A 15,255-nucleotide genomic window follows, 5' to 3' on the forward strand; every position below is an offset into this window, starting at 1 on the left:
AAAAACTATAATTATATATACTATCAAGTGAAAGAGTTTTTGACTCTAATCACTTGATTTTTTATTTTCCAAAAAGAATGAGTATAATCGGCAATTGATTTTTTTTGACTATATAATGATGAGAGTAATTGATAAAAATTCTAAGAAAAATATTAATAAATAGTACTCATAAGAAACTATTTAAGGTATATTTAGTAGAGTATATGTAATTTTATTTTAATTTATTTTAAATACTTTTGTTGGTGGAAGAGGAGTATAGGATGACGAGAAAAGGAGAAAATATTTATAAGAGAAAAGATGGAAGGTGGGAAGGTCGATATATCAAAAATAGAGATAGCCAAGGTAGGATAGTTTATGGTTATACTTATGGAAAACGCTATTTAGATGTAAAATCAAAACTGATCGTTTTAAAAGCACAGCATGTAGAATCAAAATTTCTTAAAACTTTTTGTGGCGATCTTGAAACCTGGACAGTCTATTGGCTTTATCATTACAAAAAAAACTCAGTAAAACAATCTACTTTTTTTAATTATGAATGGTTAATAAAAAAGTATATCCTTCCTTATATTGGAGAAAAAAATTTGTCTGGACTTACAAATCAAGATATTAGAATTTATACGGAAGCGTTAGAAAAGCTTGAATTGTCGCAAGGAACAACCAGTAATATTTTTATTTTATTAAAAAAAATGTTAGAAGAAGCTGAAAATCAGGGAATAATATCGTCTAATCCTTGTAGCTTTATTAAACTAACCAAAAAAAAATATAAGAAAAGACAACCAGCTGCACTAACGATGAGTGAGCAAAAAAAATTAGAACATGTTGCTTTTAAGGAAAAAGGCTGTTCTGCAATTATTTTAGCTTTGTACTCAGGTCTTCGAATTGGAGAAATAAGTGGATTAAAATGGTCTGATATTGATTTTGAAAATGGAACTATTTGTGTAAAGCGGACAATTTTTAGAGTAAATAGTCAAAGGAACGAAGGAAATAAAACAGAAGTTTTGATTGGCGATCCTAAAACGGATCAATCCTACAGAGTTGTTCCTTTAGCAGAAAATTTGAAACGATACTTACTTACTAAAAAAATGAACTCACATTCTAATCATGTTGTCTCATGTAAAAATAAAATGACCGAACCCAGAGTGATTCGATATCGTTTTAAAAAAGTTGTAAACGAGGCAGGGATAAGAAATATTCATTTCCATTCTTTGCGACATACTTTTGCAACTAGATGTTTAGAAAATAGAGTAGACATATCAAGCCTTAGTAAACTACTAGGACATACATCAGCAAAGCTAACTTTAGATACCTATGCAGATTCTTTGTTTGAAAGTCGCCGAAAAGCGATAGATATAATCGATCAATTGATGAGTGAATAACAATTTTGTAAGCAACAAAATAATCAAGAAAGAAATTGAACATCCTATTTTATTTCATGTTATAATAAATAGAACATTATAGCCGAGAATGAGGTGATTAGGATGAACGATCGAGAGCAGCAAAAAAAAATTTTCTGAACGATCTAACATTAATAGTAGCACATTTGAAGCAATGAATACGACTCAAACTTGCTATTCTAATGACCAAGGTAGAAAGGTGCAATCCGCCGATCGAGATGAATCAAGAGCGTCTAGTTATTATTTTTCAACTGGGATTCTTTATGTTACTGCTGTTTTATTTGCCAGCCTGTTATTTGTTTTTGTGATTCCTTTATTTGAGCATATAGTATCATCAGAATTTTATAGTAGTGCTAAATTTTTATTTTATTCTTTACTATTTTGCGTAACCATGGGTTATTTATGGAGTTATATTGGAGCAAAAGTTATCAAAAAGTATAGGAGATGATTGAAATGAAAAGAAAAGTGATGCTACGAAGTAACTACTTGATACAGTTAGAGCGCTGATAGAGGCTGTATTGAGGAGAATTATTTCTATCAGAATAAAGCGTAACTGTATCTAACTTACAATAAAACAAAAATTAAGTGTAAGGACGGATTAGTTATGAATAAAATTGAATTAAAAAAATATTGGCAGACGATTGAGCAAATTGAGTTTAAAGGCTGGGACTTTTCATATATGAAAAATCGATGGAAGCAAGAAAAGTTACCTTGGAGTTATTCTTATCTTGTTCATAATTATTTATCTAGTGAGACAGATTTATTAGATATGGGAACTGGCGGGGGAGAATTATTACTGACATTTAATCATCCTTATCATAAAACTTCTGTAACAGAAGGCTGGTTGCCAAATTATCGGTTGCTCCAAAAAAAACTTCAATCTAAAGGTGTAACTATAGCTTTTGTTGATGAAACGGATCGCTTAGATTTTCCAAAGAACTCGTTTGATCTTGTGCTAAATAGTCATGAATCATATGATCCCAAAGAAGTACGTAGGGTGTTGAAACCAGGTGGGGTGTTTATCACACAACAAGTTGGTGATAAAAATGGTTGTATTCTTTCAGAAAAATTGTATACGACTCCTCGATCAAAAAAAAATTGGTCATTAGAAACAGCTCAAAAAGCATTACTAAACGAAAATTTCGATTGTTTGTTTGCTAAAGAATATTTTCCTTACCAACACTTTTATGATATGGAAGGACTGATCTATTACGTAAAACGGATTCCATGGGAATATCCTGCATTTACAGTAGAAACCCATTTTGATCAGTTATTTGAGATTCAAAAAGAACTAATCAAAAAAGAGTTCATCCATAACGTACAACATCGATTTATTCTAATAGGAAAATTAATGGATTAAATTAAAAAGCGTAAAGTCAACTATTCAAAAGTTGATTTTACGCTTCTCGTGTTTTTAAAACAACATAATTATTTTACAACAAGCACATTGCAAGGCGCATATTGCACAACGTAACTTGTTGTAGTGCCAAGCTGATTCGATTGAATCATACCTTTACCAGTAGCACCGATGACAATTAAATCAATTGCTTGGTTTGTTGGAATAACCGAAGAGATCATTTCTTTTGGATTACCAATTTCAACAAGTGGTATTACATCATTTAGACCTTGCTCGGTAGCATAATAAATATTTTTCAATAGTTCTTTTTCAATTGCTTCTTTTTCTTCAGCAAGCACTTTTGAATAAGCATAAGAACTATGGCTGATTGCATTTTCATCAACAACAGATAATAAGTATAAGGTAGCATCTTTTTCTTTTGCAATAGCAACGCCATATTGTAGAGCTAGCTCAGCATTTTTAGATCCATCAACAGCAACTAAGATATTTGAGTAGTTATTGATCATTTTAATCAGCACCTTTCTTTTATCTGCTTTCATTATATCACGTTAATAAGCAGAGGTTAAATGAATCGATGAGAAGTAAAGAAAACAATAATTAAGAGCGCGACCAAAAAAGATAAGAAATCAAATCAAAAATAGTCTGATTTGATTTCTTATCGTCGAATGATTACTTATAAGCCAAGAAAGGGTGCTGGATCAACAAACCCACTCCACAGTCCTGTTGAAATACTAAAATGTAAATGGACACCGGTAGAATTTCCAGTAGTTCCCATACCACCTAGGTTTTGCCCAGCGCTAACACTTTGCCCAGCGGTGACATTTAAACTATTCATGTGTAAATAGTAAGAGTAGTAGCCGTTATCATGCTTGATTACAACATGATTTCCAGCCATACCACTATAATTAGCACTGACGATTTCACCAGATCGAGCAGCCATAATTGGAGTACCGCTTGCTCCGCCAAAATCAATTCCATCATGGAAGCTTCCAGAGATACCCGTTGGATCTTCACGACCACCAAATCCACTAGTAATGGTTAAATTTGCTACTGGAGCAGACCAACCACCAGACGAGGTTGGTGGAGTAGACACTTGTTGATTATTGTCAGCAAGATCATTATTGTTAGAGTCTATAGGTGTATCCGGGACACTAATGCGTTCTTCCTTTTCAGTAGATTGAGTATGCTTAGTAGCATCTTGTTTTACTTTAGCGTTTTCTCTGGCTTGTTTTTCGGCGATTGCTTTAGCTTCTGCTTCTTTTTTCTTTTCTTCAGCAATTGCTTTTAACTGAGCTTCTTTTATTTTTACAGCTTCTTCTTTTTGTTTAACAAATTTATCTTTTTCAGCTGTTTCACTCGCTAAGCTAGCAGCAATCTCATTGATTTTTACATTCTGTTCAAGTTTTGCTTCTGCTAAGGCTGTTTCTTTTTCTTCAAGTTCTTCAGTTTTTTTCTCAAGTGTTTTTAATGTTTTAGTTAATGAGGCTTTCAGTGTATCAAGTTCTTTTTTATCATCTTTTTGCGCAGTCAAAATATCATTATTTGCAGTAACTAATGTATTAACGGCTAATGCTTTTGAAATGGCATCAGAAATTGATTCAGCACTTAGTAATACGGTCAACATGGATTCTTGCTCATGATTTGTTTGAGTCGTTCTAGCTTGAGCTCGTAACTGTTCATTTCTTTTTTTGATTTTTGTTTCTAAATTAGCAATATCTGTATTCAGTTTGTTCATTTCTTTTTCATGTTTTTGTTTCTCAGAAAGGACTGTTTTATATTCAGTTTCGATCTTTGTGATCTCGGTTTCTAAAGTCGCTAAGTAATCTTTAGCATCTTTTTCATTCTCAGCGATAGTTTCTATTTTTTTTGTTTGATTTTCGATTTTTTGATCGATATCATCAGCTAATACGTTCATTGGTACTATGTTTACTAATAATATAAATGAAAGTGTAACAAGTAATTTTTTCTTCAATTGATGTTCCTCGCTTTATATTCCTAATTTTAAACGTATGCATTTTCTAAAAAAAGTCATCGTTATTATCCAATATCACGGATTAAAGTATACCATAACCAACGAAGAATAATCCCGTCTAAAGAGCAAGATCGATGGAAAATAGTGAAATTTAAAATCTAGCAATGAAGGTATCATCTATTTGTAATATATGACACTGACTGTTAATAGAAAAATAGTTGTAATGGATCAGCAAATAGGTATTTTTAAAGTAACGGACACTATTTTTTATTGTACTCTGAATAAAATTCATCAAGTAAATGAATTAAATCCTTTTTCGTTTGTTCGTATTTTTTCTTTACTGTTTTCTCAGGTAGTGGTTTTCCTTTATTCCATCCTTTAGTGAGATTAGCATAGTCAACTATTTTTGAGGTTCGACTATTTCCGTAAGCAATATCGTTAGTAACAATATCTGATAACATAGTAAAAATTTGAGAAAGTGATAAAAAACTTTTCTCTAGGTTAGCGCGATTTAATAGATCAAATATCAGAAATAACAGAGACGCGTTGAGTTCTTTTTGGCCAGAATCGTGCAATAATTTCTCAATAATGGGTAGAAAATCTGTCCTATAACGATCATTTTGTTCAATCTTATAAGTTGGAGCGTCTTCAGCAATTAAGGGAGTATGTTGTTCTGAAAGCTCTAACTGATAGTGCGTGTCAAATAAATCTGGAAACAATTCATTTGCTGTAGTTAGAATCTTTAAATCTTCTGAATAAGAAATTTTTTGTTTTTTCAATTTATGCATCAAATGTTCAAACTGCTCTTGATCAAGATCTTTTCTTAAACTTGTCCCAGTTAATAATTTTTTTACATAGTCAGGAAAATCTCCATAACGAATCCAATCAGCGGTTGTATTACCAAGTATAGCTATTTTTTCTAGTCTATCTTGCTTAGGCAGATTATTCCCTTTTTCCCAATTATTTACTGTACTAGCACTGGAGTTTCCAACCAAATTTGAAAAAAGGGCCATGGAATATTTATGCTGATTTCTAATATCTTTGATTCTATTTCCAGCTTCTTTTAAATCGATGTCCAAAATAATGCCTCCTTAGTGTGAAAACTGAATAAAGCTCATTTATCAGGTTAAAAACTCTTTCTTTTACTATATCATTATTTCAAGAAGAGGTGTACCGTTTTTTTTTCATTTTCCTCTTGTAATGTCTTTTATAAAATGATATAGTTTTTATACCGAAATGTATTCAATTTGTTGTTTTAATATTGTTTAAAAAATTTTTTGTACTCATAATTTACTGAAAAATATACTCAGTACAATTCGTTTTTTTGAACTTATATTAAAATAGAAATACCGAAATATATTCATTTTCAAAAGGAGGATAAGTGAGGATGAAAAAAATAGCTAAAATTGAAGAGCAAAAAAATCATCTGTTATATCAATTTTTAGAAAAGCTGAACAAAGAGATTCCATATCAAGATAACAAACAAAAAATGGAGGAAAAATGTGTGCATCAGTATAAGCTTTTAGTAAACATGTCTTTTAGTGCAAATATATTATATAAAGGGTTAGATTACGCAAGCCATGTTTATAATCATGTTGCCAAGATTGAATATACTCGATTATGTAAAGTGATCATAAAACAAAATTTTGATAAAGAAATAACAGAGGCATTGCTAAAAAAATTAAAGAAAGCTCAAAATGAATTATTCTTGTATTCACCAGTGACTAAAGAGTCAAAAGGTATTGATATATTTTATGGATTTACCGGAGGAAATCGTAAAAAATACAAAGCGAACCGAAATGCAATCAAACAAATGTATGTTGAAATAAAGCAGGAGTCAAAGAAAAGTGTTTATAGATATATCAAGGATTCATACGATAGAAAGCGTAATAGGATCAAAGAAAAAAGAGCATATGTACTTTGGCTTTTAAAGAGTTATACATGGCATTGAAATAGGTGTCTTATAGATAAGATACGCAAACAAATTTTGTTTCTACGAATGAAGAGTCTTTATTTTTCACTAAAAGAGATATTGAGCAATATATCCTAAAGAATTGTTCAAAAATAAAATTATTTTGTAAATAAGATTTACACAGAAAAAGATAATACTACTTACTCATAAAATAGAAAATATAGCTTTCTGTTTTCTTGGAAAGCACCAGTTAATAACGATTCTGAAAAGCCAGGTTAATTTTTTCTCCATTTATCATTAACAAGTACAATTCACTTGTAGGAGCAAAATAAACGTCATAAAGCACCGTAAATGAGGTAGTAAATGCTATGATTTTACACATTCAAATTTAGAAAATGAAAAGTGATAAATATTGCGTATATTTTTTATGTATATTTATTACTTTTTTTGGAATTTGATTGATATAATCAATGCTAATTTTGGGTGTGGAGGTTTGAGATGGACTATAAAGAGATTCTTGATTATGAATCAAGCAAATTACTTGGGCTTTTCAATTCATTGAAGTCAACAGAAGAAGATAATTCTTTAAATAAACTTTCGAGTGAATTAGGAATCAATGCCAAAACGATCATAAGGTCTATGAAAAAATTAAATAAATTATTTAAACGTTATCAATTGGAAGATCATTTGGAAATTTGTAGTCGATCAAAAAGTTATTTCTATTTGGAAAGAGATAATGATATTTATTTGGAGTTTTTTTTAGTTCAGTATTTGAGTGATTTACCCGAAGTTATTTTTTTAAAAGCTATCATCGAAGAGAAAACTATTCAAGTAAAACAGTTAGCGGAACACCTGTTGATCAGTGAATCTAGCATGAGAAGAAGGGTGAAAAAAATCAACGAGTGGCTAAAAAAGTTTGATATCCATTTAAGACGTGGGACATATGAACTTATCGGAGAGGAGGAGCAAATACGAGCATTGATTTTACATTTTTATTGGTTTGTTTATCAAGCAACAGAAAATAAGTTTTTACTGTTGAAAAAAGAAAAGAGTCAGCAATTAACCAATCAACTGGTTCAATTTTTCCAAATGCAAATTAATGATCTGCAAAAGGAAACACTTTTTCGAATGGTTCAAATTGCTGCATGGCGGTACCGAAAGGGGAAAAAAGTCTGGATAAAAGAGGAGTGGAAGCAATATATCGAGAATAGTTCTATTTTTTCTGACTTTATAGAATCTATGCAGATAGATGGCACTACTATAAATTGGGATTTTGAAGAGTTAGCTTATCTTTATTTAGTTATTCAGGCTCGCTACTTACCATATTTTGGATCAAGCATGCAGGCATATATTATCGAAGAGCATTATTTAAAGAAAACTACCTGTTATTCCAACACCTTAGTTGCAACGAATAAATTTAGACAAGTATTTTGGGATAAAAAATTTAGTCATTCAAAGGCAAGTATTGTGGCGTTTTTAGGCTTCCATTTATATTATGAATTAATTTCAGGTTTTCTATTTGAAAAAAATCAATCTGCAATAATTTTGCAAGAGTTTTATCCGAATTTTATGAGGAAAATTAATGAAGGTATACATGAGTTGTCTAAAGAAAGTTCAATTTATCAGCGCATACCAAAAGATGCATTATATTATCGCTATTTTATGATTTTGAGTTCACTTATTTCTCCAGTATATAATGAAAAAAGAATATTTATTTGTTTGATAACAGATTTATCGCTGGAAAAAGAAACTGAATTAGCTCAAAGGATCACAAGTTTTTTCAGTAAAAGGTTTAATTTAGTTGTGATTTACGCTAGAACCTCAAACTCTATTGCCTATGCTGACATTATTTTGACTACCGTTGTATACCAATCATTAAATCAAAAATATACCCAGCTTGTATTACTTATTGAACCAAATTTTCCAGAAGAAGTATTTTTTAAGATTGAAAAATTATTAAGACAAGTTAGAAAATGAAGCCCTTCCACTCAAGTGTGTTAAAATATGTTTATAATACAATTATAGGAGGTTTTTCTGTGAAAAAGATTCAATTTGGAACAAGTGATTTACAAGTAGCACCAGTTATTCTTGGTTGCATGAGAATGAACGGGGCAGAAAATCCCGTAGAAATTATTGAAACAGCTTATGAGTATGGAATTGATTTTTTTGACCATGCGGACATTTATGGTGGTGGCGAATGTGAAACAATTTTTGGTAAAGCGCTAAAAGAGACGTCTTTTAAAAGAGAGGATATCATTATCCAGACGAAATGTGGTATTCGTAAAGGGATGTTTGACTTTTCAAAAGAACATATTGTGTCTTCTGTGGAAGCTAGCTTAAAACGCTTGGGTGTGGATTATGTGGATGCCTTATTGCTTCATAGACCAGACACGCTTGTTGAACCAGAAGAAGTAGCCGAGGCTTTTGACCAACTAGAATCGCAAGGAAAAGTGAAATATTTTGGTGTTAGTAACCAAAAACCAATGCAAATTGATCTATTGAAACAAACCGTCAAACAACCTCTTTTAGCAAATCAATTACAGTTTGGGATTAAACATACTGGCATGATTGATCAAGGTATTCATGTAAATATGACGGATGAGGCAAGTATTGATAGAGATGGGAGTATTTTAGACTATTCTCGTTTGAATCAGATGACCATTCAGTCATGGTCACCGTATCAATATGGTTTCTTTGAGGGTGCTTTTATTGGTAATGAAAAATTTTCTGAATTAAATGCAACCTTGGATCAAATTGCTGAGCGTCATAATTGCACATCAACTGGTCTGGCTACTGCTTGGATTTTAAGACATCCTGCAAAAATGCAAGTCATAGCAGGAAGTATGAATAAAAATCGGATCAAAGAGATTGCTAAAGCTGCTGATATTTTATTAAGTAGAGAAGAATGGTATGAAATTTATCGTGCAGCCGGGAATGTACTACCTTAATTTTCAAATTTGATATAAGTTTTCGATGACTGTCAAAAGTTATGTGTGAAAAATACAATTTTTGAGGTCAGTCCACTATTATTTGGAAAAACCAATAAATAACTGCACTCTAAAATCAGCTTTTATTGTTTTGACAGAAAAAAGAGAGAAGGAATACTTTTTTAGAGTGAATGGAACAGTAAGATTCTCTATAAAAAAATTACATTTTAGGGATTATTCGTTCATATAATATTCACAAATAACTTATATTGTTAAGAATATAGAAGAAAGTAATCAATTTCATTTGTGTGAACTCCTAATTGACCCGCTCTGAGTGTGCAGAGCGGGTCTTCTTTTGTTTTCAATGAAGCTTTACGAACTTTAGTTCCTTCCTACTGCAAAGTTGACAAATTTTTGTTAGAATAAGAAGGAAACCAGCTTGCGGAAGATGAGGAGAAAAAAGATGACAAAAAATAAGTTATTATTAGTTGATGGAAATAGTGTAGCATTTCGAGCGTTTTTTGCTTTGCATAATTCCTTAGAACGTTTTAAAAATAAAAATGGGTTACATACAAATGCTGTCTATGCGTTTAATAATATGTTTGAAAACGTCATGACAAAAGAACAGCCAACTCATGTTCTCGTTGCATTTGATGCAGGAAAAACAACGTTTAGAACCGAATTTTATCCTGAATACAAAGCAGGTCGTTCAAAGACGCCTGGAGAATTTAAAGAACAAATGCCTTACATTCGTGAATTGTTGACTGGTTTAGGTGTGAAATATTATGAGTTAGATAATTATGAAGCAGATGATATCATAGGAACACTTGCAACGAGAGCACCAAAAGACGAATTCGATGTAGTTGTATTATCTGGAGACCGAGATTTAACGCAACTAGCGACAGACTCAGTAAAAGTCGATATTACGGTGAAAGGTGTCAGTGATATAGAATCCTATACACCAGAGTATGTAGCTGAAAAATATGATGGTTTAACACCAGATCAGATCATTGATATGAAAGGTTTAGCTGGGGACACGTCTGATAATATTCCAGGTGTTACAAAAATTGGTGAGAAGACTGCTATTAAATTATTAAAAGAATTTGGTTCAGTCGAAGGTGTTTACGAAAACATTGATAGCTTAAAGCAAAGCAAAATGAAAGAAAACCTAATCAACGATAAAGAACAAGCGTTTATGTCTAAGCGTTTAGCTACAATTAATGTGGATTCTCCTGTCGAGATCGAAATCGATGAACTAAAATATGAAGGAAAAGACTTAGAAAAATTGATTCCCTTTTATAAAGAAATGGAATTCAAACAGATGCTAAGCAAATTAAATATTGAAGAAGACGTGGTTGAATTAGAAGATGTTCATTTTGACGTAGTAGATACGTTTACTAAAGAAATGTTTACTGACGATATGGCATTGTATGTTGAAATGTTGGAAGACAATTATCATACTTCACCAATTGTAGGTGTTGCTTGGGGGAATAATAATAAAGTCTATACAACAAACAGCTTAGAATTATTTGAAAGTAAACCATTTGTTGATTGGATATTATCAGATAAACACAAAAAAAATGTATACGATGCAAAACGTACCTATGTTTCACTTAACCGTTATGTTGGCAAACCACAAGGCATTACGTTTGATGTATTACTAGCGGCGTATTTATTAGATACAAATGATAATAATGCTGATATTGAAGGCGTAGCTCAGCATTATGGTTATGCGGATATCCATTCAGATGAATCCGTTTATGGTAAAGGTGCTAAAAAAGGTTTGCCCGAAGATGAGGAAGCATTTTTTAGTCATCTTGCGCGAAAAGTTAATGCTATTCATTTTCTTTCTAAAAAATTAGATGCAGAGTTAGTTGAGAAAGATCAAGCAGATTTATTCTATAAAATGGAATTACCGCTATCAAAAATTTTAGGAGATATGGAAATCGCAGGAATTCGAGTAGATGCCAATCGATTGAAAGAAATGCGTATTGAATTTTCAGATCGCTTGCGTGAAATCGAACAAAAAATCTATGCGGAAGCAGGCGAAGAGTTCAATTTGAATTCGCCTAAACAATTAGGCGTAATTTTGTTTGAAAAAATGGGTTTGCCTGTTATTAAAAAAACGAAGACGGGCTATTCAACCGCAGTGGATGTATTAGAACAATTGAAAGAACAAGCACCGATCGTAGAAGACATTTTAGTATACCGTCAGATCGCCAAAATTCAATCAACGTATGTCGAAGGCTTATTAAAAGTGATTCAGCCGGATGATAAAATTCACACACGCTACGTTCAAACCTTGACTCAAACTGGTCGTTTAAGCTCAGTTGATCCTAACTTGCAGAATATTCCGATCCGTTTAGAAGAAGGACGGAAAATTCGTGAGGCTTTTGTGCCACGAGAAAAAAATTGGTTGATTTTTTCATCCGATTATTCTCAAATCGAATTACGTGTTTTAGCGCATATTTCTGATGATCAACACTTAAAAGAAGCATTTATTGAAGGACAAGATATTCATTCAAGTACTGCGATGCGTGTGTTTGGCATTGAAAAACCAGAAGATGTAACGTCAAATATGCGCCGGCAAGCGAAAGCAGTAAATTTTGGAATCGTTTATGGAATTAGTGATTATGGTTTGTCACAAAATCTAGGTATTACGAGAAAACAAGCGCAAGAATATATCGATACCTATTTTGAAAAATATCCAGGTGTTAAAAAGTATATGGAAGACATCGTTCGTGAAGCTAAAGATAAGGGCTATGTAGAGACGCTATATAACCGCAGACGTTATTTGCCAGAGATCAATTCGCGTAATTTCAATTTGCGCTCTTTTGCTGAACGGACTGCAATCAATACTCCGATACAGGGAAGTGCAGCGGATGTTTTGAAAATTGCGATGATCAACATGCAAGAACGCTTAAAAGAAGAAAATATGCAGGCGACGATGCTTTTACAAGTACATGATGAACTTGTTTTTGAAGCACCTGAATCTGAGTTAGAAAAACTAAATGCTTTAGTGAAAGATGTCATGGAAAATGCCGTTTCTTTACATGTACCATTGTTGACTGACAGCAGTTGGGGTAAGACATGGTACGAAGCAAAATAGTAAACTAAAATAATTCGAAAAAGACTGACTAGAGGAGGTTGGGACAGAAGAGTTTAACCCCGAGAAATAAGAGGGAATTCACGAAAATTGCTCTTCAAATTTTTGTGAATTTCAGCTTCTTTCCGAAGGGGTTGCTTCTGCTTCTACCGTTTATTCGGATTTTAGGTGACCGGGTTGTAACTCATAGAGTTATGTCCCAGTCACTGTATTCGCTTCGGTCTTTTTCTTCTAAGGAGAGATGAATTTTGCCTGAGTTACCAGAAGTCGAAACAGTCAGGAAAGGATTAGAAAAATTAGTTGTTGGAAAGACGATCCAAGAAGTAATTATTTTGTGGCCGAAAATCATCGAAGCACCTGAATCTGATATCTTTTCTCAACAGTTGATTGGTCAAAAGATTGAAAAAATGGAGCGTCGAGGCAAGTTCTTAATTTTCAAATTAACCAATTACGATATGCTCTCTCATTTACGAATGGAAGGGAAGTATGAAACAAACGAGTCTGAGGATGAGCGAACGAAGCATACACATGTGATTTTCACTTTCACCGACGGGACGCAATTACGTTATCTTGACGTGCGAAAGTTCGGGCGTATGGTTTTGGTCCCTAAGAACCAAGGAGAAAATTATAAAGGAATTTTAACATTGGGTCCTGAACCGATTCCTTCTGAATTTAAGTTGCCAGAATTTCGTACAGGCTTGAAAAAACATCACAAAGCAATTAAACCGTTATTGTTGAATCAGCGTTTAGTAACGGGATTAGGGAATATTTATGTAGATGAAGCGTTATGGGAAGCAAAAATCCATCCGGAACAACCCGCAGATACATTAAAATCAAAGGAAGTTGAGAGGTTGTATTATGCAATTATCGATGTTCTTGGTCGTGCAGTTGAAGCAGGGGGAACGACAATTCGAAGTTACCTAAATGCTTTAGGAGAAGCGGGAACATTTCAAGTTTCACTAAATGTTTATGGTCAAACAGGTGCGCTTTGTCCAAGATGTAGCACACCAATCAAAAAAATAAAAGTTGCTCAACGTGGCACTCACTTTTGTCCGAAATGTCAAACCTTGAAAGTGAGGAATTAATCGATGGGTATGGTACTAGGCTTAACAGGAGGTATTGCAACGGGAAAAAGTACTGTTGTATCTGTATTTAAGAATAGGGGGTTTCCTATAGTTGATGCGGATGTTATCGCTCGTGAAATCGTTGAAGTAGGCACGCCTGCCTTAGCAAAAATAGTTGCTGATTTTGGATCAGAAATACTAAATCCCAATGGCTCATTAAATCGTAAAAAATTAGGTGAAATTATTTTTTCGGATGAGGAAAAAAGAAAAAATTTAAATGAATTATTATCTCCTTTTCTAAAAGAAGCGATTTTAATTCAGATTGCAAACAAAAAAAAACAATCGCCATTAGTCATTGTCGATATCCCTTTACTGTATGAAGGAGGCTATGATAAATATGTTGACAAAGTAGCGGTTGTCTATGTTCCGGAAACATTGCAACTCACACGGTTGATGAAACGAGATAATTTAACGGAAAGTCAAGCGCAAAAACGAGTGAATAGTCAAATGTCAATTGAAAAGAAAAAACAAAAAGCAGATATCTTATTCAATAATCAAAAAAGTATTCATGAGACAGAAAAAATAATAGAAAAATGGGTATGGGAAAATATTGTTTAACAATACAGTTTAATCGTTATGCTTGTTTTTTATGATAATCTGGGTTAAAGGAAATAGGTATTTAGGTTGTGAAACAGAAGTGGATGTTACTTTTGTTCCACAACCTATTTGTTTGAACTAAATATAACACTGGGAATTATGGAGAAAATCATCGGAATGTTGTTATTTTTTTGAATAAATACAATATAAACAAAAGAATGATAAGTGGAATAAAAAAGAAAGAAATCATGCGGGAAAAGGATGTAAATTAAATAGAAAAATATTATAAAATGAGACAATTACAATAAGTAAAAATCTTAAGAAGTAATCGTTAATGTCTGGTTTCTCAAGCATTTCATGTTATAATAATAGATAGCAAACTAAAATGAAAATTTGAAAATAGATAACATAAGATAAATTGAGGTGAATACTATGCGTTGTCCAAGATGTCATCATAATAATTCCCGTGTCATTGATAGCCGTCAAGCGGATGATGGTCGTGCGATTCGTCGTCGTAGAGAATGTGAAAATTGTAGTTATCGTTTTACAACATTCGAACGGATTGAAGCAGCACCGCTATTAGTCGTTAAGAAAAATGGTGATCGGGAAGAATTTAATAGAGAGAAAATTTTACGCGGATTGATTCGTTCAGCTGAAAAACGCCCAGTTGCTATGGAACAAATGGAACAGATCGTTGATAATGTCGAAAACCGTGTACGTAGCCTAGGCGAAAATGAAATTTCGACTACTTTAGTAGGAGAGTATGTAATGGAAGATTTAGTCAATTTAGATGAAATCGCCTATATTCGATTTGCCAGTGTTTATCGCCAGTTCAAAGATATGAGTGTGTTCTTAAAAGAACTACAAGGAATCGTAGATAAAGCAAAATCGTCAAATTCAGATACAACAAACGAATAAGGAGGTCT

At 32.6% G+C, this 15,255-nt stretch carries 13 protein-coding genes; 10 read left to right on the plus strand and 3 right to left on the minus strand.

What is annotated here, in order from left to right; translation table 11 throughout:
- Nucleotides 1-260 precede the first annotated feature (260 nt).
- From AC4BBR_RS06140 to AC4BBR_RS06150, 3 genes are all read left to right on the plus strand, one after another.
- A complete protein-coding gene (locus tag AC4BBR_RS06140) occupies nt 261-1,376 on the plus strand; it encodes a tyrosine-type recombinase/integrase (RefSeq protein ID WP_490461663.1) in 1,116 nt (371 codons plus the stop codon).
- Nucleotides 1,377-1,548: 172 nt separating this feature from the next.
- On the plus strand, nt 1,549-1,842 hold the full coding sequence (locus AC4BBR_RS06145) for a hypothetical protein (protein WP_490461664.1): 294 nt from the start codon (nt 1,549-1,551) through the stop codon (nt 1,840-1,842).
- 156 nt (nt 1,843-1,998) lie between these two features.
- The gene (locus AC4BBR_RS06150) at nt 1,999-2,754 is read left to right on the plus strand and encodes a class I SAM-dependent methyltransferase (protein ID WP_490461665.1); all 756 of its coding nucleotides are present in this window, start codon (nt 1,999-2,001) and stop codon (nt 2,752-2,754) included.
- A gap of 68 nt (nt 2,755-2,822) precedes the next feature.
- On the opposite strand, the gene AC4BBR_RS06155 is transcribed toward AC4BBR_RS06150, so the two are convergent.
- From AC4BBR_RS06155 to AC4BBR_RS06165, 3 genes are all read right to left on the minus strand, one after another.
- Entirely contained in the window at nt 2,823-3,257 is a 435-nt protein-coding gene (locus tag AC4BBR_RS06155) for a universal stress protein (RefSeq protein WP_490461666.1), read from the minus strand.
- Between the two features lie 167 nt (nt 3,258-3,424).
- The gene (locus AC4BBR_RS06160; protein WP_490461667.1) at nt 3,425-4,723 is read right to left on the minus strand and encodes a murein hydrolase activator EnvC family protein; all 1,299 of its coding nucleotides are present in this window, start codon (nt 4,721-4,723) and stop codon (nt 3,425-3,427) included.
- Nucleotides 4,724-4,983: 260 nt separating this feature from the next.
- On the minus strand, nt 4,984-5,802 hold the full coding sequence (locus AC4BBR_RS06165) for a helix-turn-helix domain-containing protein (protein ID WP_490461668.1): 819 nt from the start codon (nt 5,800-5,802) through the stop codon (nt 4,984-4,986).
- Nucleotides 5,803-6,110: 308 nt separating this feature from the next.
- Here AC4BBR_RS06165 and AC4BBR_RS06170 point away from each other — a divergent pair, with 308 nt between their 5' ends.
- The 7 genes from AC4BBR_RS06170 to nrdR all read left to right on the plus strand — a co-directional run bounded on the left by AC4BBR_RS06170 (nt 6,111) and on the right by nrdR (nt 15,247).
- Entirely contained in the window at nt 6,111-6,674 is a 564-nt protein-coding gene (locus AC4BBR_RS06170) for a hypothetical protein (RefSeq protein WP_490461669.1), read from the plus strand.
- Nucleotides 6,675-7,274: 600 nt separating this feature from the next.
- A complete protein-coding gene (locus AC4BBR_RS06175) occupies nt 7,275-8,612 on the plus strand; it encodes a helix-turn-helix domain-containing protein (RefSeq protein WP_490461670.1) in 1,338 nt (445 codons plus the stop codon).
- Between the two features lie 59 nt (nt 8,613-8,671).
- Nucleotides 8,672-9,583, plus strand: coding sequence for an aldo/keto reductase (locus AC4BBR_RS06180; protein ID WP_490461671.1), 912 nt, complete (start codon nt 8,672-8,674; stop codon nt 9,581-9,583).
- Nucleotides 9,584-10,025: 442 nt separating this feature from the next.
- The gene (gene polA / locus AC4BBR_RS06185) at nt 10,026-12,671 is read left to right on the plus strand and encodes a DNA polymerase I (RefSeq protein WP_490461672.1); all 2,646 of its coding nucleotides are present in this window, start codon (nt 10,026-10,028) and stop codon (nt 12,669-12,671) included.
- Nucleotides 12,672-12,916: 245 nt separating this feature from the next.
- Nucleotides 12,917-13,753: a DNA-formamidopyrimidine glycosylase gene (gene mutM, locus AC4BBR_RS06190; protein WP_490461673.1), complete on the plus strand. Its 837-nt coding sequence runs from the start codon at nt 12,917-12,919 to the stop codon at nt 13,751-13,753.
- Nucleotides 13,754-13,756: 3 nt separating this feature from the next.
- Nucleotides 13,757-14,350, plus strand: a complete 594-nt coding sequence (gene coaE, locus AC4BBR_RS06195; protein WP_490461674.1) for a dephospho-CoA kinase — start codon at nt 13,757-13,759, stop codon at nt 14,348-14,350.
- A gap of 411 nt (nt 14,351-14,761) precedes the next feature.
- Nucleotides 14,762-15,247 (plus strand): transcriptional regulator NrdR, encoded by a 486-nt coding sequence (gene nrdR / locus AC4BBR_RS06200; RefSeq protein ID WP_490461675.1) that lies wholly within the window; start codon nt 14,762-14,764, stop codon nt 15,245-15,247.
- Nucleotides 15,248-15,255: the final 8 nt, after the last annotated feature.

The organism is Enterococcus sp. AMC1251 (genome assembly GCF_058216535.1).

Bases quoted from the DNA above. Each gene is read 5' to 3' on its own strand.
- coaE (WP_490461674.1), top strand. From the start codon at position 13,757: ATGGGTATGGTACTAGGCTTAACAGGAGGTATTGCAACGGGAAAAAGT.
- AC4BBR_RS06170 (WP_490461669.1), top strand. From the start codon at position 6,111: ATGAAAAAAATAGCTAAAATTGAAGAGCAAAAAAATCATCTGTTATAT.
- AC4BBR_RS06155 (WP_490461666.1), bottom strand. From the start codon at position 3,257: ATGATCAATAACTACTCAAATATCTTAGTTGCTGTTGATGGATCTAAA.
- AC4BBR_RS06145 (WP_490461664.1), top strand. From the start codon at position 1,549: ATGAATACGACTCAAACTTGCTATTCTAATGACCAAGGTAGAAAGGTG.
- AC4BBR_RS06140 (WP_490461663.1), top strand. From the start codon at position 261: ATGACGAGAAAAGGAGAAAATATTTATAAGAGAAAAGATGGAAGGTGG.
- AC4BBR_RS06175 (WP_490461670.1), top strand. From the start codon at position 7,275: ATGAAAAAATTAAATAAATTATTTAAACGTTATCAATTGGAAGATCAT.
- polA (WP_490461672.1), top strand. From the start codon at position 10,026: ATGACAAAAAATAAGTTATTATTAGTTGATGGAAATAGTGTAGCATTT.
- nrdR (WP_490461675.1), top strand. From the start codon at position 14,762: ATGCGTTGTCCAAGATGTCATCATAATAATTCCCGTGTCATTGATAGC.
- AC4BBR_RS06150 (WP_490461665.1), top strand. From the start codon at position 1,999: ATGAATAAAATTGAATTAAAAAAATATTGGCAGACGATTGAGCAAATT.